The organism is Bacteroidota bacterium (genome assembly GCA_020402865.1).
GTDB lineage: Bacteria > Bacteroidota > Bacteroidia > Palsa-965 > Palsa-965.
The window spans coordinates 161,614-184,108 of the sequence record JADBYT010000009.1; the positions used below are offsets into that span (position 1 = coordinate 161,614).

Here is a 22,495-nt window from a genome sequence, read left to right on the forward strand (position 1 = left end):
CTCACCTATGAATTTGCGCTACATCACACAACAGGAGAATGAATTCGACGCTGCATTCGGAGAACTAAATGGCACACTCTATCCCGATGAGATGAAACCGTGGAGAAGAAAAACGGGAACCGATATCGACGGAGACCGCGCCATATTCATGCTGGTGGCAGAACAAAACGGCACAAAAGAAGCGGTGGCTGTTTTGTATCGCAGTGATGCGGATGATGCAGATGATGCACTATTTATCGGAAACTACGAAGCGGATACTGACGAAGCTGCCACCGCACTGCTGGCAGAAGCGGAAGCTTTTGCCCGTGCGCAGAATTTCAAACGCATACTCGGCCCTATGAACGGAAGCACCTGGGGCACCTATCGTTTCCGGAAAGGCAATAGCAATGATTTATTTTTTTCCGAGCATTATCATCCCCCGCAATACCCTGAACAGTGGAAAAAAGCCGGCTTTACTGAAACACAACATTACATTTCCACCATCGACAAATCGTTGCACTGCGATAGCCCCGAAATTCTTGCACTCGAGGCAAAACTCCCCGCTGCAGGTCTGCATATCCGCACACTAACTGAAAACGATTTCGATGCCGGCAGTCTGCGAAAACTGTACACGTTTTGCACCACCGCTTTTGCCAACAACGTACTTTATGCACCCATCCGTGCAGAAGTTTTTATGATGCGTTATGCACATATAAGCAAATACATTGCACCGGAAAGCAGCGCAGTTATTGAAGATGCGCAGGGCGAAATACAAGGCCTTCTCCTCGCCTATCCCGATCATTTTTGTAAAACGGAAAAGCGGTTCATCATTAAAACCGTAGCTCGGCATCCGCAGTGTACATTTAAAGGCATCGGCACGTTGCTGGGCAATCTGGGTACACGCTATGCCAAACAACATGGCTACACAAGTGTAATTCACGCCTATATGCACAGTGGCAATGCTTCGGTAAACCTTTCCGGGAAATTTTCGGGCGAGTTGTTACGTGAATATGTTTTATTTGAAAAAACACTGTAATGAAAAACCGACGCAAACTCATTCTCCGCACATTACTTGTGTTGCCTTTTGTGGCTGCGCTGGCTGTGTGGATTTTCAGTCGCTATAAATCGCACGACAATTTGCCGTACAAAGCCATTGCGTATTCAGTAGAAATTAATGCTTCACCCGAAGAAGTGTTTGCCTATCTCGGACACTCGGAAAAAGCGGGCGAATGGTCGGTATTTGTGCATCACATTACCACACTGAACAGCGATAGTTTTGCCGATGGTACCGTAGGTTGCCGGCGTCGCTGCTATTGTAATGCCGATGAAAAAGGAACGCAATGGGACGAACTCATTACGGAAGTTGTGCCCGGAAAACGCCGTCAGCTGACCATTTACAACCTGGTTGACTTCGACATGACTGCCAACGGACTTTACACAGAGCAGCTTTACACGCCGCTTGATGGCGGCAAACGATGCCGGCTTACGCTTTCGTTGTTTTACAAAAATGCAGAACCATCAGTTTGGGAGCTTGTGAAAACACATCTCTCGTCGTGGAAAGCCGAAAGCATTTTTGCGCGTAACTTAGCCAACATCAAACGCAACATCGAGAAACAGCGATGAACATTGCAAGGCATTTTTTTACTTCGGCCGCTGCACATCCGCACAAAGCGGCAATAATCGACCGCGATGGCCGTGCAATAAGCTTTGGCGAACTTGCCAACGAAGTAAAAACAGCAGCAGCGTACTACCGCAGTAAAGGCATTGGCCGTGGCGACCGTGTGCTGGTGTTTGTGCCCATGAGTATTGAGCTTTACCGAAGCGTGCTGGCCATTTTTCACATTGGCGCCGTGGCTATTTTTCTCGACGAATGGGTGAGCCGCGAAAGGCTTGAACTGTGTTGCCGCATGGCACAATGCAAAGCATTTATTGCCCCGTTCAAACTTCGTGCGCTAGCGTTTCTGCTTTCGCCGCAACTGCGCCGTGTGCCGGTGTGGCTGGGCAAAGGCATAAAAAAGACGGATGCTGCCACTGAAGCAGAGGCAGTAGCAGCTAATGAAACGGCGCTCATTACATTCACCACAGGCAGTACCGGCATTCCCAAAGCAGCCGACCGCACACACGCATTTTTGCAGGCGCAGTTTGATGCGCTTGTGGATGAAATACAACCCGCGCCCGATGATGTGGACATGCCCGTGCTGCCCATTGTCCTTTTGCTCAATCTCGGCAGCGGCATCACATCTGTCATTGCCGATTACAATTCGCGCAAACCTAAAAAACTGAATCCATCGCGCATTCGAACACAAATTACAGCGCACGGCGTAAACCGTTTTATTTCGTCGCCTTATCTGGCCGAGCAGCTTGCAAAGCATTCAACTTTGTATCCGGGCAAAGACAGCACGCAGCTTCGCCGCATTTTTACCGGCGGCGCGCCCGTGTTTCCCGATCAGGCGGCAACCATGCAGCAAGGCTATGCACAGGCGCAGATAAACATAGTGTACGGCTCCACCGAGGCTGAACCAATAAGCCGCATCACCGCTTCTGAACTTACACAGCAGGGCGAACTAAGCCGGGGGCTTGCAGTAGGTCACATTGCCAAAGCTGCTACTGTAATCATTCTCCCTATTACCAATTCGCCCATCGAAGTAAATGATGCACAACATCTGCAAGCGATGCAACTATCTTCCGGCGAAGTGGGCGAAATTGTGGTGAGCGGCCCGCATGTGTTGCGTCATTATATTGATAACCCGGAAGCAGTGAAGCAAAACAAGATCTTTACCGGAAACACAGTCTGGCACCGCACAGGTGATGCAGGCTTTGTAAATGACGACGGACAACTTTTTCTCTGCGGTCGCTGTAATGCAATTATTACCGACAAAGCCGGGCACATGCTTACACCGTTTTTGTGGGAAGGAAAATTACGGTTGATAGATGGTGTTGCAGCCGGCACAATAATGCAACAGGGCGAGAAAATTGTGGCCGTAATTGAACCATTAAAAAATGCAATGCTTGAAAAAATAAAACGTGAAATCAGCGAAGCGTATCCGTTTGATGAAATCCGCGTATTACCACAAATCCCAAGAGATCCGCGTCATTTTTCGAAAGTAGATTACGGAAAGTTGAAGGAGTTGATGATGAAGTAGATGTATGAGTAATCCGATTCTCACAGGTTCGCTGGTTTGTGCTACAGTGGTAGCGGTTTATGCTGTTTCGGTGTATTCATTTACACGTCATAAAACGAAAACAGCAGTAGGCCTGCTCATGCTTTGCGGTGCGGTGCTGAGTATTTATGTGTCGTCGGATAATTACCTGCACGAGTGGGACGAACGCTTTCATGCGTTGGTGGCGCGCAATATGATGGAAACACCGCTTACACCAAAACTGTATTCCAACCATGTATTGCCTTTCGATTATACCGACTGGACATCGAATAATATCTGGCTGCATAAACAACCGCTTCCGCTCTGGCTCATGGCGGGCAGCATGCACATTACAGGAATAAACGAATGGGGAGTCCGGTTACCGTCAATCATTGCTACTACATTTCTGATACTGTTCACTTTTCGTATCGGGCAACGGTTGAAAGACACACGCACCGGCTATATTGCGGCCTTGCTCATTTCGCTTAACGGATTGATTATTGAAACGAGCGGCGGCCGTGCAGCTACCGACCATTACGATGTACTTTATCTGTTTTTTATTACGCTTGGGGTATGGATGGCATTGCGTTTTGCCGATACGAAAAAAACTGTTTTCAATTTACTTACGGCAGTGGCTGTGTCGGCGGCAATTCTTACACGCTGGCTGCCTGCGCTTATTGTATTACCACTCTGGCTGCTTGCCGTGGTGCACTCGGCGAAATTTCAGCGGCGCGAAATAATACTTCAGTTCATGTTACTTTGTACCGCAATTGCAATACTCGTACTGCCGTGGCAAATTTACTCAGCCATTTATTTTCCCGACGAGTGGAAATGGGAACAAAGCTATAATTTACGGCATTTTACAGAGGCGCTTGAAGGCCATAGTGGTCCGTGGTATTTTCACTTCGAGAAAATGTCGATTGCATTTGGCGATTACTTTCTGATTGTGCTAGGCTGGTTTATCTACAAAACACTACGCAAACCACGCTGGAATAATCTTATTCTGCTCACATGGCTTGGGGTACCGCTGCTTTTTTTCACCCTTGCCGCCACACGCATGACCGGTTACACGTTGTTTACGGCTCCGGCCGCTTTTATCATAGCAGGTGAATTTTGCAGCATGCTGATTGATCTCAGCGAAAAAAGAAACTGGAAAATTATTTCGCCGGTGTTGCTGACTGTGTTTGCTTTTTTTACGCTTCGATACAGCAATGAACGCATTAAGTTTTTCGACGGCAACACCCGCAATCCGCGGTGGGTACAGCAGCTTCGGCAAATAAACTCGAACAACCCGCATCCGAAAACCATTTACTTCAATATGAACCGTCCTGTGGAAACGATGTTTTATACGGGGTGTTTGGCTTATCCGATAGTTCCGGATGCGGATAAGCTGAAAGCGTTGCGGGCGTTGGGCTACCGGCTGGTGATTAATGCGGATGCAGAAACGGAATTGCCCTTGTCTGATGTGGAGGTGATCAATGCGGATGCGTTGCGTGGAGCGGTGCAGGAAGATTAAACCTACTCCCCCGCCAGCTCTTCCCTGAACTGCAATTCAAACAATTTCCGGTACTGTCCGTTTTCGCGCAGCAACAATTCATCGTGCGTTCCCATCTCAATTATTTCACCGTGATCCATCACCATAATGCGGCTGGCGTTGCGGATGGTGGCCAGACGATGCGCGATGATGATTGATGTACGTCCTTCGGTGAGTTTGCGTGTGGCGTGCTGAATCATACGTTCTGACTCAGTATCCACAGAGGCCGTGGCTTCGTCGAGCACGAGGATGCGCGGGTTATATACATACGCACGGATGAACGCAATGAGCTGGCGCTGCCCGGCCGAGAGCATGCCGCCACGTTCCTTTACATCATAATCATAGCCGCCGGGCAGACTCATAATAAAGTCATGAGCGCCTACGGCTTTGGCGGCTTCAATTACCTGTGTTTCGGTGATGGCGGGATTGTTGAGCGTAATGTTATTGCGGATACTGTCGGAAAAAAGGAATACATCCTGCAACACCACACCAATATTCCGGCGAAGCGAAGAAAGCTCATAGTCGCGCACTTCTTTCCCATCAATGCGGATGCTGCCTTTCTGGTACTCATAAAAGCGGCTGAGGAGATTGATGGTGGTACTTTTTCCGGAACCTGTGGAGCCTACAATGGCAATGCTTTCGCCGGCTGAGGCCTTAAACGAAATGCCGCGAAGAATCCAATGCGTATCGGTTGCCGCTTCGTCTTCGGTCTGGTAGGTAAACCATACTTTTTCAAATTCAATATCACCATTTATGTGCGAGGCGTCGGTGCTGCCGCTGCGGCTGATCACATCGTTTGTGTCCATTACCTTAAACACACGTTCCGAAGCCACCATGCCCATTTGGAGGGTATTGATACGATCGGCCAGCATGCGGATGGGGCGGAAAAACTGGTTGATGAGGATTACAAAAAACGCCACATCGCCCGGATCGGCATTGAAGCCGTATATCTGTTTACCGGCAAACCACACCAGCAAACCGAGTGAAATGGACACCAGAATTTCCACCACAGGAAAGAACACGGAGTAGTACCACACCCCGCGCACGTTTGCATCGCGGTGTTTGGAATTGATTTCCCGGAAACGATCCATTTCCACGTTCTCGCGGTTGAACACCTGCACAATGCGCATGCCGGTAATGTGTTCCTGCACAAACGTATTGAGGCGCGATACTTCGTTGCGTACATCGGTAAACGACTGTTTCACGGCGTTTTTAAACCACCATGTGGCAAGGAACATGATTGGAATGGTAGTAAGCACCACGAGCGTAATTTTCCAGCTTACAGCCAGCATGGCCACGAGGTAAATGACAATGGTGAGCATATCGCCGGCAATAACAATGAAGCCTTGCGAGAATACATCGTTTATGGCTTCGATATCAGACACCACACGTGTAACGAGTGTACCGATGGGCGTGCGGTCGAAATAGCCGGAACGGAAGCCGAGTACTTTTTTGTGCAGCTGTATGCGCAGGTCTTTCACAATGCGCTGGCCAAGTTTGGATGTGCTGAAGCCGTTGAAGTATTGCAGAAATGCTTCGGTAACAAGCAGCAAAATCATGGCGAGGCAAAACACAAGCAGCTGCGCTTTAAGCGACTCTGCTTCGGCAGCCGATGAAGCGGGCTGCACAAATTCGTTCACTGAATGGCGGATGAGCATGGGCCGCACCACCGAGAGAAAAGAGAGGATAACAGTAAATGCGACTGCCCGCGCAAATAAAAGTTTGTGCGGACGCACATACGTCATAATGCGGCGCAGCAAACTCCAGTCGAACGTTTTTCCAGAAACAGCACTCATTGGCGGGGAAGCATATCGGTTTGTAAATTGAGGTGTGCCGGGTAATGCACACGGGTAAGAAAAAGTCCGCGTGCCGGCACCGACTGTCCGGCTTCGGAGCGGTTGCCCGATTGCAGGATGCGCTGCACATCTTCCACGCTGAGTTTACCGCGGCCGGCATCGAGCAACGTGCCTACGGCAGCGCGTACCATGTTGCGCAGAAAGCGGTTGGCGCCAATGGTAAAAATGAGTGTATGCCCCTCGCTGCGCCAGTATGCGCGGCTTACGCTGCAGAGCGTGGTTTTGGCATTGCCGCCGCTTTTGCAGAATGCTCCAAAATCGGTTTGCTGCAAAAAAAGTGTGGCGCAGGCGTTCATGTGTGCCACATCCAGTTCATCGCGCAGGAGCCAGGATTGTGTGCCGCCAAACGGATTTTTGATGCGGGTAATGTGATATTCGTATTCGCGGTAGGTGGCATCGAAACGGGCGTGGGCATTGTCGGGCATGCGTTGTGCGGCATACACGGCAATGTCGGCCGGGAGCACGGCGTTGAGGTGATACACAAAGCGTTCGGGCGATTCGGGCAGCTGTTCGGCAGTAGCATCAAAATGTGCGTAGAACGCCGAGGCATGCACGCCTGTATCGGTGCGGCCGCAGCCGGTTACTTCCACAGGCTCGCGAAGCAGCATGCTGAGTTTGGCGTTAAGCACGGCTTGCACGGTATCGGTAGTGTGCGGCTGCACCTGCCAGCCCTGATAGCGGGTACCTTCATACGCAAGAAAAAGGAAGTAACGAGCCACGTGCTGAATTGAGAATTGCAAAAATACGGATTTGCGGCCGGTGTTGTGGAGTAACAAACCGGATTTGATGCGCCGGACAGTATGAATTTATAGCCCAGACTGTAATGGAAAGCTTTCCGCGATGCTTTTAAATACAACGATGCGCTTGTAATGGAAGGCTGGAGCCGAGCGGTTTTTAATTGCTGCCTGAGGTTCGCTCCTGCTTTTTTTTTACATTTTATACCTAAAACAAAATTATTTTGTGTGCAATCCTCCGAGGTTAAAAGAAACCTCGGAGGATGAATTTGTCTGTTTTGTTTTAGCGGGCTCAAGCCTCCGAGGTTAAAATCCCGGAGGATGAATTTGTCTGTTTTGTTTTAGCGGGCTCAAGCCTCCGAGGTAAAAATACCGGAGGATGAATTTGTCTGTTTTGTTTTAGGGGAATTATCGGGGGGGCTGAGATTGTCGTGGTGGCACAGCAATCGGTGGCTTCGACAGGCTCAGCCACCAATTACTGAGATGCAGTCGGTGGCTTCAACAGGCTCAGCCACCAATTACTGAGATGCAGTCGGTGGCTTCAACAAGCTCAGCCGCCGATTGCTGAGACACGGCAGTGATCAATAGCTCCAGCGGCGCGTAAGCGCGTTGTAAAAACTGAAGCCCACTTTCCAGGTCAATGTTGGCTTTTCGAACGTGTTATCGGCCGTTACGGCGAATACTCCAAGACGGAAAAGCTGTTGGCGGATACGGATTACACGTTCCAGTCCGGCGAATACTTCCTGATGGTAGAAGCCGGCATCAGGAATAATAAGTGTGCCGCCACCCAAAGCTGCGGTAATTTTCAACCTACCGAAAAGCGGAATTTTGCTGCCGAACGCACCTTCGAAATGGTGAATGAAGTTGATCCGCACAAAACTGCTTGCCGTACTCAGTGTAGGCCCGAGCAACTGAAACGAGCGAAGGGGATCGGAGAAAATGAATGAATCGGAACCACGGAAATATTTGTGCTCAAGCAAACGCAGGTTGGCTTTATTGAGGAATGCGCCAAACAATACATTCCAGCTCAGAAAGCCAAAGCGTTTCATCTGCAGCTCATCAACTGAACCGAATTCGATGTAATCGAAATTCACTTCGCTGCCCAGCAGGCCGGGAATGCCTTTGCGGTAGAAGAAACGCAGTTCGGGATACTTTGAGCCGAGAATGATTTTCTGCTTTTTGCGGATCATGTATTTCTGACGGAAACGATACTTGAGTTCGAGCTTGATTTCGGTTTTTACGTACCGGTCGAAGTTAATTGGCGTATTGAGCGAGCCAAACAACTGACCCGACCACTGCTCAAGCTGCAGACCGGTAATCGGAAACTGATCACTGTACTCGAAGGTAAGTTCGCCGAAAAGTCCGTTTACAATTTCCATCCGCTGTGCCACACTAAACTCACGGCAGCGCACCCAGTTGCTGCGGCTGAACACCTGCTGAATGGAAGCAAAATTGTTCACCATATCGTAAAAATCGCCGAAGCGGATAAAGGTGCGCACAAATTTGAGTGGTACATACGTAAGGCCCACGCCCACTTTGCCACGTAAATCGCGGTTGCGAAAACCATAGTCTATTTGCCCATCAGTTTCGAGCAGCATATTGTTGGTGAAGCGTTTGTTAAAACTGCCGCTAAGGTTATGACGATAACCGCCAACGCCAAACGGGTTAACCTGATCGGCAAGCGGCGAGATGTAAAAATTGTAACGCTTCTCGCGGTTGCGGTGACTGATACCGTTGATCAGAAAGCTCCATACATCAAGGTGATTGTAGGCCGAGTCCTGACTCATTTTATACTCCGGACTGTTGTGATAAGCCAGAATACTGTCAACCTCATGCACATAGCGCAGTTCGCGTTCCTGCAACTGAATGGTGCGGTTTTGCACCCAGTAGGCCGAATCTTTGTCGAATGCATCTTCTTCAAAATGTTTCACCTCATCATTGAACAATTTGGGCGGGAAAGTGGTGTTTACCTTGTACTGCGAATGATCGGAACGCATGTTACCGATAATATTGAACTTGCCTTCGCGCACGGTATAATTAAACTCACGGCGCACCGGCAAATAAATACCGGAGGCCACTTCTTCATAATCAATAATGATGTTAAACTCTCTGCAGAAAAGCAGCACGTCGGTATTCACGCTCAGGTTTACCGAGAGGATTGCCCATGTGCTGTCTTCCACAAAAATGAACCCCGAGAAAAGTGCATCGGACCGGAAAAGCGGATTGACGGCTATTTTATGAACCTGTTTACCGTTTTCGGTAAATGTGGTAAGGAAGTCGAAACGGTAATTGAGAAAAGCAGTACCTGCAGCCGGTGAGAGCAGCGGACGGCTGGCAATATTGGGCACATCAATCTGGTTGCGGTAAAAGTTAAAATCGGCCGACTGTGCATCGTTTACAAGCAGATACACATTGTCTGTGAGCACCTGCACAGGCGCAATTTCATGCTCGCCATAGTTGAAGCCCATGCCGCTGTTGTTGTTCACATCCATTACATTGTTTGAACGCCGCTCGGTAAAATCATGCTGGGCAAGCACATTTTCCTTGAATCGGCCGGGGCGCTCGAAATAGGTTTCTGTAACCGATTCGAGAAGATTCAGGCGTTTGTCTTTAAGTGCATCCTGAGCCTCTTTCAGTTCTTTTTCCTTACGTTCCTTCTTTTGTTTAGTTTGATAACGTGCCGTTGAATCTTCCTTTTTCTTTTTCCGTTCCAGTTCGGCCAGCGACGAGTCGCGTTCAGTGGGATTGGTACTGGCTTTTTCGAGTGATATTTTCTGATACGTACGGCACTGGTAGTTGTTTACACGATCCCAGTATTCACTCCGTTTATCAATTACCTGCTTCATTATCTCGCGTCCTTTGTCGCGGTCGCCCTTGACACTAATTTCCACGGCGTTCATGGAAACGGTGGAAACGCGCATGGTCACATTAAGAATCGCAGGCTTTCCTTCGGCAATGGTCACAGCCTGCTCCTGCGTAGCCAGTCCGAGCTGCGAGAAGATAAGTGTATAGTTTCCGGGCTTAAGTTCAAGAAAAAAGGCGCCGTTCAGGTTGGTATTTACACCGTAAACAGAATTCTTTACAGATACCGCCACATACGGTAGCGGTTGCCCCGTAGTATCACGCACTACACCTTTTACCACACCCGCACTGAGCAGGGCTGGGAAAGTCAAAAAAAGCAATAAAAGACGTATTCCGATCATTTTGCGCAAAGTTAGGGTTTATCCGTACAGTCAACCCGGGTATTATGCCAAATGGCACGGGAATATGACGAATGGCGTTGGCGTATTGTTACAGACGCAGGGAAAACATTTCGTTACCGGTAAGTCCGTGACTAGTTGCAAAAAAAGTCCGGACGAACTGTCCGGACAAAAATAATTTGTGATTCTTCCCTTTTTATCTGCCAGTCAAACATACTAACCGGCAACTATGGGGAATGAACAACGGTAAATTACCAGTTCCATTTGCGGGTAAACGGGTTAAATACGCCCACGCCTACTTTCCAGGTTATTTCAGGATCATTAAATGTATTATCTGATGTAACGGCAAAGACACCCAGACGGAAAGGTTGCCCCCAGAGGGTGATTACGCGCTCAAGTCCGGCAAAAAACTCCTGATGGTAGAAATTGGATTCGGGGATAATTAATGTACCGCCCCCCACAGCCGTAGTTATTTTCAACCGTCCGAGCAGGGGTATTTTACTTCCGAAAGCACCGTCGAAATGATGGATATAATTAAATCTGAAAAACGAGGTATTGGTAAACATCATCCGCTCGCCAAGAAGTTGGAATGACTGAAGCGGTGCCACAAAAAATAAAATTTCAGAGCCCCGGAAATAGCGGTATTCCAACCTTCGCAAGCTGGTTTTATTCAGAAACACCCCGTACTGCAGGTTAAAGTGGCTTGTCCCGAAACGTTTCAGCCGAAGGTCATCAAAAGTTCCTACTTCGAGGTAATCGAAATTAACTTCGCTGCCCAGCAAACCGGGGATGCCTTTGCGGTAAAACACACGTAGTTCGGGATATTTGGAACCAAGTATGATTTTACGGTTTTTCTTAATTACATATTTCTGCTTATGCCGGTAGCGGAATTCCAGCCTTATTTCGGCCTTTTTGTAACGCGGAAAGTTGACCGGCGGTGCCAATGCGGAATAAAGGCTGTCCCAGAAAGGCTGCACCTGCATATCCAGAATCGGACTCTGATCGCTGAATTCGAAGGTAAGTTCACCAAACAGGCCGTTTACAATTTCCACGCGTTGCGCCACGCTGAACTCCCGTGTACGTGCCCAGTTTCCGAGGCTGAAGAAATCAGCGAACGACGTAAAGGGATTGATCTGCTCGTAAAAATCGCCGCCACGCACAAAGGTGCGCATAAAGCGTTTGGGGTTGTAGGTATAACCCACACCGACCTTTGCGCGAAGATCGCGGTTGTTGGGCCCGTAATCAAGCATGCCCTCGGTTTCAAGCTGCTTTCCGCTGTCGAAACGTTTGCTGTAACTGCCAATGAGCCGGTGCCGGTATCCGCCTACACCCAGCAGCACAATCTGTTCGGCCAGCGGGGCAAAGTAAAACTCGTAGCCCTTTAAACTGTTGCGGTGGCCCACACCGTTAATGAGAAAGCTCCAGATGTTGATGCGGTTAAACAGTGAGTCGCTTTCTTCAATATACTCCTGTGTGCCGAAGTAAGCCTGCACACTGTCGGCATCCTGAATAAATGCCAGCTCTTTTTCGTCGAGTTGCAGTGTGCGGTTTTCCGCCCAGAATGCCGAATCCCTGTCGAACGCATTGTCTTCAAAATGTTTTACCTCGTTATTAAAAAGCCCGCGTGGAAAATCAACGTTCACCTTGTACTGCGCGTGCTCCATACGTACATTGCCGATTACGTTAAACTCTTCTTCCAGAATGGTGTAATTAAACTCACGCTGTACGGGCAGATAAATACCCGGTTCTACTTCGCGATAACGCTGAATAACATTAAACTCTTTGCAGGAAAGAAGTACGTCGGTATTCACGCTTAAATTAACCGACACAATGGCCCAGGAGCTGTCTTCCACAAAAAGAAATCCGTTAAAAAGCGCATCCGCTTTGAAGAGCGGATTAACCGCAATTTTATGAATCTGCTTACCATTTTCACTGAAGGTGGCAATAAACTCGAACCGGTAATTGAGTAATGCAGTTGATGCCGCCGGCGATAACAGCGGGCGATTACAGATTACCGGCACATCAATCTGATTGCGGTAAAAATTAAAGTCGGCAGCCTGTGCATCATTCACCAGCAGATACGGATTATCGGCAATTGTGGCAACGGGAGCCATTTCGTATTCGCCGTATTGCATAGTAAGACTGGTGCCGTCGTTTACCACATACGATCCTTCTTCGCGGGTTTTCTGTTGAGTAAAATCATTTTGCGCGATGATATTCTCTTTGAAGGTAAACGGGCTGCGAAAAAATGTTTCGCCTACTGTTTCAATCAGGTTAAGCCGCTGATCTTTCAGCGCCTCCTGCATAGCCATGTATTCGGCTTCTTTACGTTTGCGTTTTCGTTCACTATCCTTCGAACCGGCTGTATCTTTTTGCCATTGCTGTTCCAGCCGGGCCATCGCCGAATCACGTTTTTCAGGCTTTTTACTCACTTTCTCCAACGATGCTTTCTGGTATGTCCGGCATTGGTAAGTATTCACCCGTTCCCAATATACACTCCGGTTTTCAATTACTTTTTTCATTATTTCGCGCCCCTTGTCGCGGTCGCCTTTTGTGGTAATTGTAACCGTACTGAGTGTTTTGGTTTGTGTGTACAAAACCACATTCAGTACTGTTGGTGGTCCATTGGTAACCACTACCTGTTTTTCAACTGTCTGGTAGCCAAGCTGTGCAAACACAAGCGTGTAGGCTCCGGCCGGTAATTCGAGAAAAAAAGCGCCGTTCAGATTGGTATTTACACCAAGTGTGGAGTTTTTTACGCCCACAGCCACATAAGGCAACGGGACGCCTGACGTGTCACTGACCGAACCTTTAACCACACCGGCATGAAGCCCGAAAACAGGCCACAGAAAAAACAGTAACCCGGCAATGGTACTGCGTGTAATAAGAGGGATGATACTGTTATTCATTCTGTCAGGCATTGATCGCGCAATAATTGGATAAATAGTAATTGGATAACTATTTATTGTTTGTAAATCGAAAAATGACTTTTAACTGGTCTTACTAATTGATTGAGGCGAAATACTAATGCAGTACCCGCAATGATGCTGTATTGGTTGTAGTATTCTGAGAGCCTGAAAAGCTCCATTTTGCGTGCAAGACGCAAAAAAGTAAAAAGGTTGTGGTATGCGTTTTTAACAGGCGGCAAAAAAACAGGTATTCATGACTACAGACAAGTTAAAATAGGACAACGGAAATTTTGTGCGGTGAACGGTTATATCGTATTATTGGCAGTGACGGTAAGCATACTTAAATCGATTTTAATCTTCAAAAAACAGCTGATCACTATCTTTATCTGAAAGTAACCCTATTAAACCCATGAAAAGTTTTCTTTTATCACTAAGTCTCGTGGTTTCGTTTACATGCCTTGCGCAAACAGATACGATAAATCAACGACACGAGCGTAAACGTTTCATCCTTTCAGTGATCACAGCCGGTTACAATCGGGCAACCTCCAGTCAGTTATTAACTATAAGTGCCCCTTCCACCATGTGGTATAAAAACGGTGAATACAGGTTTGGCTCACTTGGGCAGGGTTTTCAGCTTGGAATAAAAAGTGCGTATGCGGTTAGCGACAGGCTTTCAGTAGAAGGCGGAGTCTATTATTTTTTCAGCAATGTAATTCACTATGCGTACGAATGGTCAAGAAATCCGTTTGTTATTGAAGGATATGGAAAATCGGATCAGCAGCTGCTTATGCCCCGGATTTTTGCAGGAATTTCAGTGCCTTTTTATGAATCACAAAAATGGTCATTCGCTCTTGCGGGTGGTTTCACGCTTAGCCGTCCTGAAATAACTGAGAAAATTGACCTGTATTACACCAACGATTCGCTGGCCGGGAATATGACGACAAAAATAACCGGCAACCTGAGTGCAGGTTTCTATACCTCACTGCAATGCAATTACAGGCTGTCTGAAAACTGGGTGGTGCAGGGCGAATTGCTCGCAACAGGACAAGCATGGTCGCCTGAAAAGAAAACGATAACGGCATATACCCTAGACGGTACCGATCAGTTGCCTTTACTGAATACCTGGCAAAAAGAAACGTTGTACACCAACGATGTGCCGGCCGCACAATCCAATACAAATGTACCTTATCAGGCGGCGGCTATCTCGTATCAGTTGAATACGCTGGGCTTTCAGTTAAGCATTTTCAGGCAATTTTAATCATACTGAGGCTTTTCACACTCGGCTTTCAAGGCCAGCAACCAGCTTTCGCCTCCATTACGCACATTCCGGTTCATCATTTTCTTCAGCAGTTTCACCAGAAAACCATCCATACTTTCTTCCATATACACCACTGTTTCATTGCCTTGCGCTACGATTTTCCAGTTGTGAATGGCGGCAGCTCCCGCTGATGACCCACAGTTCACAATCAGTAAGTGCATGAATGTGCCAGCGTGCAGGCTGTTTGAACAAAAAGCTGTGCAGATCAACTGTAAAGTAACCTTTGGTGGAAATCCATTTGGTAATTTCGCGGTTATCCGTTTCAAGGTACTCGCGTAAAATGCCCGACTGCACAAAGCCCAGCCGGTCAGAAAGGCGGCCTGCTTTGAGATAGTAATCACCTTTATGCAATTTAAGCGGCTTAAAAAAGCGCGTAATCGCACCAACTTCTTCCGTGGAAACACCAAAACTGCTGAGGATGTAGCCTTCTAGTTCGGTCATAGTTACCCAATATAGCGCGTCTGGTCATTGAGCATAATAAAAAATCCGGCTCATTTTCATGGCCGGATTTTTTATTATGCGAATTGGATTAATGCACCAGCTGTATGCGTTTATTGTAAACGGCATCACCTTTGCGAACCTTAAGCATATAGGTACCTGCAGGAAATGCAGAAAGATCAAACTGCATATTTCCGTTTGCCGGAGTTGCCGAAACAGTGTAAACAGTTTCCCCAAGCAAATTGTAAATCACCACATTCACCACATCGGCTGTATTGCCGGTGTGCAGGTTAAATAAACCGTTTCCGGGATTGGGCATTACCTGAATACCCGTTTCCGCTAAGGGTTCTTCTACATTCACCGTTGAATTGTTGATTCTAATGTCATCGATATAAATATTGTTCCCGCTTCCGCTGGTGAAAATAAACATAAAGCGCACATCGCTCATTCCTGCATAACCAGTGAGGTTGATGCTCTCAGTGCGCCATTGCTGCGCCGAAGGTGTAAAGGCCGCACTTTGAAATGTATTTACCGTAGCCAGTGTTGCACCTGCTTTGTTATACACATTGAACCAGGTAACTCCGCAGTCGGTAGAAACTTTCACCTGCAACCTGTCTGTTGCCGAAGCATTAAACCGGGCATGAGCCACACTGAATTCCAGTGATGTACCACTTGCGGGAGCGGCAGATAAATCAATGGCGGGCATCATCAGATAGTCATTCTGTCCGGAGTTGTTGAATACGCTGGAATAATTATCCATTTTCACCGATCCGGTGCTTAAACCAAAACCACCGGCAGAAGACCAGTGCAATTCACTGTTCGGATTATAGTGTACATAATGCCACCCGGCGGGGAGATAAGTTGTATCGAAATTTTCGGCGTATGGATAAGACAGGGTTGTGCCCATTGAACGGAAGGAGCCGCGTTTTGAATCGTTTGCCGGATTCTCATCAGGCAGGCCGTTGGGCTGTGAGGCAACTACCCGGATCAGATGTGCACCATCAGCAATGGTGCTGGCCGGCAACGCTACTGAGGCAACAGAATCAGGGCCAAGCGAACCGCTCCAGTTAAAACTTACTGCAGGCTGATTATCTATTGAATAACTAATCACTGCCGAGGTAAGTGTATCTGTACCCGCATTGCGGATAAATACAGCAGGTGCTACGGTAGCGTTACACACATTAAATCCGATGGAATAATAATCGGGTGTTGAATTAGTTGTTCTCGGCGACTGGATAGACAGTACTTGAATATCGTTTGCGGCAGCAGGAATATCAATACGATAGAGTTTATCCTGCAGGTAGTTTACAAACCATATTTTACCGTCGTGCGCAATTTTCACCCCTGCTATGCCCGGTTGCCCTGTAGAAATAACGCCCAGATATACCGGTACAGCCCCCGTAATGTCATATACGCGAATATCGCCCGTATTGTAGTTGCTTACAATTAAACGGCCATTGTACAAATCAATTCCCATCGGAGATGAGGGCATTGAATCTACCAGTTCAACCACAGCTCCCTGCACATCGTAATAACCGTCGAGTACCTCAAACGCATTTGGCGGTGGTGTGAGGTTACCCACAATGGCTCCGGTGTTGGTGTTAAGGCGTTTGAGTTTATTTTGTCCGCCATCGATATAATACAGCCAGCCGCTTGATTTATCCAGTACAAGGTGACTCGGAAGATTAGGCTTGCGGGTAAATGTAACATCGGTATATCGCCAGATAATGCCATCGGAATGATCGTCGTAACCCGGACCGTGCCCTTGCACAAAATCGTACTTGCAAATTGTATTGTTTTGCGCATCAAGCAGCCAGTACACTTTTGCAGTATCGTGTGCAATACCTACACTGTATGGGCTTTGATGCAGCATACTGAGATGGCTGCCCATAGGCAAACCGCTCATCCATGGATTTTGAAATACGTTGGCATAAACAGAAGTATCCCCCGACCATAATGTGGGGCCCATAAATGCACCGCTGTTGGTGGTGAGTACATCCTGCGTAGTGGCAAACTCCCCGTTTTCGGCAAACGCCAGACTGGTGGATTTAGGCATAAAATGTGATGAATGCGAATCTTTGCGGAACTGTGAAATTTGTGACGGCAAACCGGCATCATAAAAGATCACCACCGAACCACCCGATAAAACGGAGTTACACACCCAGATTTCATTTGTTCCCGGCTTCACATCCAGATCGGTTGGATTGTTAATCTGATTGGATGAATTACCTACTTCAGTCAGCACAGGCGTTGAGGTAAGATAGCGGTCGATATAATGCTGCCCGCTCAGGTATGAAGCATTGAACATCAGAATGCCTGCAAACAAAATTTTACTGCAAAGCCCCGGTTGTAGAAATGTGACATGTTGTTTCATGGGAAAAAATTAGCGCCGGCTATACAAGCCAGCATAAAAGTTTTGTGAGTACTATTAATTATTTTTATTAATTCATCACCTGAAATAAACAGCGGGGAAATTGCCGTTAAATTTCAACACATGTAACCCTGCTTTTTATTCAACAGCATACTGGTATGTCTTCAATTATTTCATCAATAATCTTCGGACTTATGCTGTTGATCCTGCTTATTATTCAAAAATCTGATACGTTGAAGCCAACGCATAGGCAATTCTACAAATACTTTACTTATCATGGAAAATAACGAGCCATTAATTTCACAAAATACCATCTAATCACGTTAGATGGAAAACCTGAATTAGAAAATGTTATTTTAACCCTGCTTGTCGAACTCAGACATAACAGTTCAATATCCAATCAATTTACAGTGATGAAGTGGAATTTTGAAGTGAATAAAAACCGGGCAGGTAAAATGCCCGAATTGTGTATTGTTTTTTGGGCGATGATAATCTCATCCTGCAATAATGACCAATTACCATCCGGAGGTATTGCAGATAAGGATTTGGTAAATATCAAATCAAGACAAAACCATAATACTCAAAAATCGAAAGATATTGTAAAAACTGCAAAAGTGATTACGATCCCGCTCACCGGCAATTCAACTACCGATACCACGCTAAATTTTACCGGCACCACTTTGGTTTACTGGTTTCCTCCAAACGTAATGTCGAAACACTGTCCGGTAATTGTAAAAAACTTTGGCTGGCAATATTTTCATACAGGTGTAGATGTGATGGGGTGTTTTGAAGTAACGAGAGCGCCACGGTTAAAAGAAAAAGGAATCCGGTTTACCCGATTAAACAATTCATATTCTACAGTAACTGTAAAAAATGGTCGCTATAAAAAACATCTTGATATGAAAAGCCTGATGTATAAACCGGGATTGATAGTACTGGGAAAAAACAACAATCCGGTATTTTATCCGTTGATGAAACACGGCTGTGAGAATAAGTTGCTGGAAACAGACTATTTAAAACTCACACGCGAATAAGCAGGGGGCTTAACATTTTTTTTGCCTCCCGCCCCCTGCTATCTGCTCCGGCCTGTTACCTTTGCTTTTTGTACCTGACTACAGCCTATGCAACAAGACATACAGGCGCTTAACGCGCGCATCCGCGAAGAAAGCGCTTTTGCCGATGCCATCAGCAAAGAACTCGACCACGCCATTGTGGGCCAGAAGATGATGGTGGAGCGACTGCTCATTGCCCTGCTTTCAAACGGCCACATCCTGCTCGAAGGCGTGCCCGGGCTGGCCAAAACACTGGCGGTAAAGTCGCTGGCTTCCACTATTGATGCCGCGTTCAGCCGTATCCAGTTTACGCCCGATCTTTTGCCGGCCGACCTTATCGGCACCATGATTTACAGCCCCAAGCAGGAGCAGTTTACGGTGCGCAAAGGCCCCGTGTTTGCCAACTTTGTGCTGGCCGACGAGATTAACCGTGCCCCGGCAAAAGTGCAAAGCGCCCTGCTCGAAGCCATGCAGGAACGCCAGGTAACCATTGGCGATGAAACCTTTAAGCTGCCCGAGCCTTTTCTGGTGCTGGCCACCATGAACCCGGTTGAGCAGGAAGGCACCTACCCGCTGCCCGAAGCGCAGGTGGACCGTTTTATGCTGAAGGTGGTGATTTCTTACCCCAGCCGCGAAGAAGAGCAACGCATCATTCGCCAGCAACTCAGCACCACGCCGGTAAAACCCAAACAGATTCTCACCACAGCCGATATTCTCCGCGCACGCCAAACGGTAAACAGCGTATATCTCGACGAGAAGATTGAGCGTTACATTGTGGACATTGTATTTGCTACACGCTTTCCTGATCAGTACCGTTTGCCGGGGCTGACGCCGCTTATTTCGTTTGGCGGCTCACCGCGTGCGAGTATCAACCTGGCGCTGGCTTCCAAAGCCTATGCGTTTTTGCAGCACCGCGGCTTTGTAATTCCCGAAGATGTGCGCGCCGTGTGCCACGATGTGCTTCGACACCGCATTGGTCTTACCTACGAGGCCGAAGCCGAAAACGTGACCACCGAAGCCATCATCAACCAAATCCTCAACGTGGTGCAGGTGCCCTGAGCACTCCACTATTGCCAGCCCGCGCATGGAAACCAGCGAACTGCTGAAAAAAGTACGCCGCATTGAACTGAAAACCCGCAGCATGAGCTCGCAGGTGTTTTCGGGCGAATACCACAGTGCCTTTAAAGGACGCGGCATGACATTCAGCGAAGTGCGCGAATATCAACCGGGCGATGAAGTGCGCACCATTGACTGGAACGTAACCGCACGCCTGAATCATCCTTATGTAAAAGTTTTTCAGGAAGAGCGCGAGCTTACGGCTATGATTCTGGTGGACATGAGTGCGTCGGGCGCTTTTGGTTCGCACGCACAGCTTAAACGCGAACTGCTTACCGAAGTATGCGCCGTGCTTTCGTTCTCGGCCATACAAAACAACGACAAAGCCGGTGTTTGCTTTTTCAGCGATTCGGTGGAACGCTTTATTGCCCCGCGCAAAGGGCGCGGACATATACTGCGCATTATCCGCGAACTGGTAGAACTGCAGCCGCTGGGCAAAGGCACAAACCTGGAATCGGCGCTCGACTATTGCACCAATGCACTGAAGCAGCGTTGTATTATGTTTGTGCTGTCTGACTTTATGGCGCCTGATGCCGAGCGTATGCTGCGCATGGCAAACCGCCGTCATGATGTAGTGTGCATCAACATCTTCGACCGACGCGAGCAGGAACTGCCCGATGCCGGTATTATTCAGATTGAAGATCCCGAAACGGGGCAGCTGCAATGGGTGGATACTTCCGATGCACGCGTGAGGCAGGAATATGCCCGGCAGGCGCGCATGCACAGGCTGCGGATAGACAACATGTTTAAACGCTGCGGCGTGGATGCTACACACATTGCCACAGGCGATGATTACGTAAAAATTTTATCGGCCTTGTTTCATAGCCGCGAAAAACGGGCAATTAAACGATGAAACGCAGCATATACACCATTTTGCTTGTATTGCTGCACACCTTGTTGTGGGCACAAACTTCGCCACGCATCGAAGTAAATGCTGCGCTGAAACAAAACACCATACGTATTGGCGAACAAATTGAACTCCGCCTGAGTGTGCGTTACCGCGAAGGCTCCAAAAAAACAAATGTGGTGTGGCCCGCGCTGAAAGACACGCTGTGCAAAGGCGTGGAAATAATTAAAACCGACAGCCTGCACACCGATCTGCGCGACCGTACTTCGGTGCTATACGAACAGTGGAAAATTATAACCATTACTTCTTTTGAAGAAGGACAATGGGTTATTCCGGCCATGACCTTTAAGGTGGACGATGTGCCTTTTTCGTCGCCTCCGCTGGTGCTTACGGTGAATACAGTGGCTGTTGACACTACGCAGGATATAAAAGACATTAAAGACATTATGGCGGTTCCGCCACCCATACTGAAAGAGAAAAGTGCCATTTCGAAATGGTGGTGGATGGCCGGCGGTGCATTTATTCTGCTCGTATCTGGACTGATTCTCTGGCTGCTGAACCGCAAAAAACCAGCCACCGTTCCCACGCTCCAGATTGTACCTGGCGGCCCCGAACCTCATGAACGGGTGCTGGAAGAACTGCTGGCGCTGGGGCGCCGCAAAATGTGGGAAGATCCGGCCGAACTGAAAAATTACCACACCCGCCTCACCGAAATTCTCCGGAGCTGGGTGGCCGAGCGTTACCGCATGGGGGCACTGGAAATGACCACCGGCGAAATTTTGCAGCACCTTCGCTACAAGTATGCCGATGAAACCGCCGTATTGTTGCTGCGCGATGTGCTGTTGATGGCCGATACCGTGAAGTTTGCAAAAAACATTCCCGTGCCCGAAGACAACGCCCGCAGCCTGAACACGGCCATGGAATTTGTACGCAAAACACCGTTCCCCGCGCCGCAGTATGTACCACCTCAAACACCGCCACAACCATGATAAGCTGGTTCAGAGAACTCGTGTTTGCCTACCCGGTGGTGTTCTGGGGGCTGCTGTTGCTGCCGGTATTGCTGGTTATTGTACTCCTCCGCCGAAAAACAGAATCAAGCGTGGTTCTTTCCTCGGCGCAGTTTATTGTGAATCCCAAAACACCCGCCCGCATTACCTGGAGGCCGGCACTCCTTGTACTGCGTATGCTGGCGCTGGTACTGCTGTTTATTATTGTGGCCAGGCCACAGTCGCGCAATGGCTGGAAACGAAATCCGAAGGAAGGCATCGACATCATGCTTTCGATTGACGTATCGCCGAGTATGAATGCGCAGGATATTCCGCCCACGCGCCTGGATGCCGCCAAACGCGAAGCCATTCACTTTGTGCAGGAGCACCCCGACGACCGCATTGGCGTGGTAGTGTTCAGCGGCGAAACTTATACGCTTAGTCCGCTCACCTCAGACCATGGTGCACTCACCGAACTCATAGACGGTATTGGCTCAAATGATCTGGAAGCGGGCACGGCCATTGGCATGGGACTGGCAAAAGCGGCCGAGCGTTTGGAAAAAAGTGAAGCCAAAAGCAAAATCGTTATTCTCCTGAGCGACGGTGAAAACAACGCCGGCGATATTGCGCCTATGGATGCGGCAAGGCTGGCAAAAACGCTGGGCATTAAAGTATATACTATTGGTGTAGGCTCAGACCATGAAGCCCTGCAGCCTGTGGGTATAAATCCCGACGGCAGCTATGTACAGACTTATCGCAAAACCGATATTGACGAGAATGAAATGCTGGCCATTGCCGAAATGACCGGCGGCCGCTATTTCCGCGCACTGGATGCCGAACGGCTTGAAAAAGTGTACAGTGAAATCAGTCGCCTCGAAAAGTCGGAGTTCGACGACAGTTCGCAAACCGAGCAGCGCAGCGAAGAGTTTTATCCGTTTCTGATTGCTCTTCTTTTTATTCTGCTCGCCGAAGCCCTTTTACGTTACACCGTTTTTGACACCACCAACTAACAGTA

16 protein-coding genes are annotated in these 22,495 nt (G+C 48.2%); 10 read left to right on the forward strand and 6 right to left on the reverse strand.

The window, feature by feature from the left end; all coding sequences use genetic code 11:
* The first annotated feature begins 7 nt into the window (after window positions 1-7).
* From IM638_07970 to IM638_07985, 4 genes are read left to right on the forward strand one after another with little or no spacing between them, the layout of a single operon-like run.
* Window positions 8-1,015, forward strand: a complete 1,008-nt coding sequence (locus IM638_07970) for a hypothetical protein (GenBank protein ID MCA6362960.1) — start codon at window positions 8-10, stop codon at window positions 1,013-1,015.
* Entirely contained in the window at window positions 1,015-1,602 is a 588-nt protein-coding gene (locus tag IM638_07975) for an SRPBCC family protein (GenBank protein ID MCA6362961.1), read from the forward strand. The genes IM638_07970 and IM638_07975 overlap by 1 nt, the downstream gene beginning before the upstream one ends.
* Window positions 1,599-3,122, forward strand: coding sequence for an AMP-binding protein (locus IM638_07980; protein MCA6362962.1), 1,524 nt, complete (start codon window positions 1,599-1,601; stop codon window positions 3,120-3,122). The genes IM638_07975 and IM638_07980 overlap by 4 nt, the downstream gene beginning before the upstream one ends.
* Window positions 3,123-3,126: 4 nt before the next feature.
* Entirely contained in the window at window positions 3,127-4,635 is a 1,509-nt protein-coding gene (locus IM638_07985) for a glycosyltransferase family 39 protein (GenBank protein ID MCA6362963.1), read from the forward strand.
* 2 nt (window positions 4,636-4,637) lie between these two features.
* On the opposite strand, the gene IM638_07990 is transcribed toward IM638_07985, so the two are convergent.
* The 4 genes from IM638_07990 to IM638_08005 form a co-directional block, all read right to left on the reverse strand.
* On the reverse strand, window positions 4,638-6,449 hold the full coding sequence (locus tag IM638_07990) for an ABC transporter ATP-binding protein (protein MCA6362964.1): 1,812 nt from the start codon (window positions 6,447-6,449) through the stop codon (window positions 4,638-4,640).
* Window positions 6,446-7,228, reverse strand: a complete 783-nt coding sequence (truA, locus tag IM638_07995) for a tRNA pseudouridine(38-40) synthase TruA (protein ID MCA6362965.1) — start codon at window positions 7,226-7,228, stop codon at window positions 6,446-6,448. Before truA ends, IM638_07990 begins: the two co-directional genes overlap by 4 nt.
* 596 nt (window positions 7,229-7,824) lie before the next feature.
* Window positions 7,825-10,446 (reverse strand): carboxypeptidase-like regulatory domain-containing protein, encoded by a 2,622-nt coding sequence (locus tag IM638_08000; GenBank protein ID MCA6362966.1) that lies wholly within the window; start codon window positions 10,444-10,446, stop codon window positions 7,825-7,827.
* Between the two features lie 248 nt (window positions 10,447-10,694).
* A complete protein-coding gene (locus IM638_08005; protein ID MCA6362967.1) occupies window positions 10,695-13,352 on the reverse strand; it encodes a carboxypeptidase-like regulatory domain-containing protein in 2,658 nt (885 codons plus the stop codon).
* A gap of 409 nt (window positions 13,353-13,761) precedes the next feature.
* Between IM638_08005 and IM638_08010 the strand changes: the two genes are divergently transcribed.
* The gene (locus IM638_08010; protein ID MCA6362968.1) at window positions 13,762-14,610 is read left to right on the forward strand and encodes a hypothetical protein; all 849 of its coding nucleotides are present in this window, start codon (window positions 13,762-13,764) and stop codon (window positions 14,608-14,610) included.
* A gap of 138 nt (window positions 14,611-14,748) precedes the next feature.
* Here IM638_08010 and IM638_08015 read toward each other — a convergent pair whose 3' ends face one another.
* Both IM638_08015 and IM638_08020 read right to left on the reverse strand, forming a co-directional pair.
* Window positions 14,749-15,111: a cyclic nucleotide-binding domain-containing protein gene (locus IM638_08015; protein MCA6362969.1), complete on the reverse strand. Its 363-nt coding sequence runs from the start codon at window positions 15,109-15,111 to the stop codon at window positions 14,749-14,751.
* An 88-nt stretch (window positions 15,112-15,199) separates the two neighbouring features.
* Entirely contained in the window at window positions 15,200-17,482 is a 2,283-nt protein-coding gene (locus IM638_08020) for a T9SS type A sorting domain-containing protein (protein ID MCA6362970.1), read from the reverse strand.
* Window positions 17,483-17,892: 410 nt separating this feature from the next.
* Here IM638_08020 and IM638_08025 point away from each other — a divergent pair, with 410 nt between their 5' ends.
* The 5 genes from IM638_08025 (at window position 17,893) to IM638_08045 (ending at window position 22,490) form a co-directional block, all read left to right on the forward strand.
* Complete coding sequence (locus IM638_08025) at window positions 17,893-18,513, forward strand: hypothetical protein (protein MCA6362971.1); 621 nt, start codon at window positions 17,893-17,895, stop codon at window positions 18,511-18,513.
* An 87-nt stretch (window positions 18,514-18,600) separates the two neighbouring features.
* The gene (locus tag IM638_08030) at window positions 18,601-19,590 is read left to right on the forward strand and encodes a MoxR family ATPase (protein MCA6362972.1); all 990 of its coding nucleotides are present in this window, start codon (window positions 18,601-18,603) and stop codon (window positions 19,588-19,590) included.
* 25 nt (window positions 19,591-19,615) lie between these two features.
* A complete protein-coding gene (locus IM638_08035; GenBank protein MCA6362973.1) occupies window positions 19,616-20,500 on the forward strand; it encodes a DUF58 domain-containing protein in 885 nt (294 codons plus the stop codon).
* Entirely contained in the window at window positions 20,497-21,483 is a 987-nt protein-coding gene (locus tag IM638_08040) for a hypothetical protein (GenBank protein MCA6362974.1), read from the forward strand. Before IM638_08035 ends, IM638_08040 begins: the two co-directional genes overlap by 4 nt.
* Window positions 21,480-22,490: a VWA domain-containing protein gene (locus IM638_08045; protein ID MCA6362975.1), complete on the forward strand. Its 1,011-nt coding sequence runs from the start codon at window positions 21,480-21,482 to the stop codon at window positions 22,488-22,490. The genes IM638_08040 and IM638_08045 overlap by 4 nt, the downstream gene beginning before the upstream one ends.
* Window positions 22,491-22,495 lie beyond the last annotated feature (5 nt).

Coding starts and splice junctions, on each gene's coding strand:
- IM638_07970 (MCA6362960.1), top strand. CDS start 8: ATGAATTTGCGCTACATCACACAACAGGAGAATGAATTCGACGCTGCA.
- IM638_07975 (MCA6362961.1), top strand. CDS start 1,015: ATGAAAAACCGACGCAAACTCATTCTCCGCACATTACTTGTGTTGCCT.
- IM638_07980 (MCA6362962.1), top strand. CDS start 1,599: ATGAACATTGCAAGGCATTTTTTTACTTCGGCCGCTGCACATCCGCAC.
- IM638_07985 (MCA6362963.1), top strand. CDS start 3,127: ATGAGTAATCCGATTCTCACAGGTTCGCTGGTTTGTGCTACAGTGGTA.
- IM638_07990 (MCA6362964.1), bottom strand. CDS start 6,449: ATGAGTGCTGTTTCTGGAAAAACGTTCGACTGGAGTTTGCTGCGCCGC.
- IM638_08000 (MCA6362966.1), bottom strand. CDS start 10,446: ATGATCGGAATACGTCTTTTATTGCTTTTTTTGACTTTCCCAGCCCTG.
- IM638_08005 (MCA6362967.1), bottom strand. CDS start 13,352: ATGAATAACAGTATCATCCCTCTTATTACACGCAGTACCATTGCCGGG.
- IM638_08010 (MCA6362968.1), top strand. CDS start 13,762: ATGAAAAGTTTTCTTTTATCACTAAGTCTCGTGGTTTCGTTTACATGC.
- IM638_08015 (MCA6362969.1), bottom strand. CDS start 15,111: ATGACCGAACTAGAAGGCTACATCCTCAGCAGTTTTGGTGTTTCCACG.
- IM638_08020 (MCA6362970.1), bottom strand. CDS start 17,482: ATGAAACAACATGTCACATTTCTACAACCGGGGCTTTGCAGTAAAATT.
- IM638_08025 (MCA6362971.1), top strand. CDS start 17,893: ATGAAGTGGAATTTTGAAGTGAATAAAAACCGGGCAGGTAAAATGCCC.
- IM638_08030 (MCA6362972.1), top strand. CDS start 18,601: ATGCAACAAGACATACAGGCGCTTAACGCGCGCATCCGCGAAGAAAGC.
- IM638_08035 (MCA6362973.1), top strand. CDS start 19,616: ATGGAAACCAGCGAACTGCTGAAAAAAGTACGCCGCATTGAACTGAAA.
- IM638_08040 (MCA6362974.1), top strand. CDS start 20,497: ATGAAACGCAGCATATACACCATTTTGCTTGTATTGCTGCACACCTTG.
- IM638_08045 (MCA6362975.1), top strand. CDS start 21,480: ATGATAAGCTGGTTCAGAGAACTCGTGTTTGCCTACCCGGTGGTGTTC.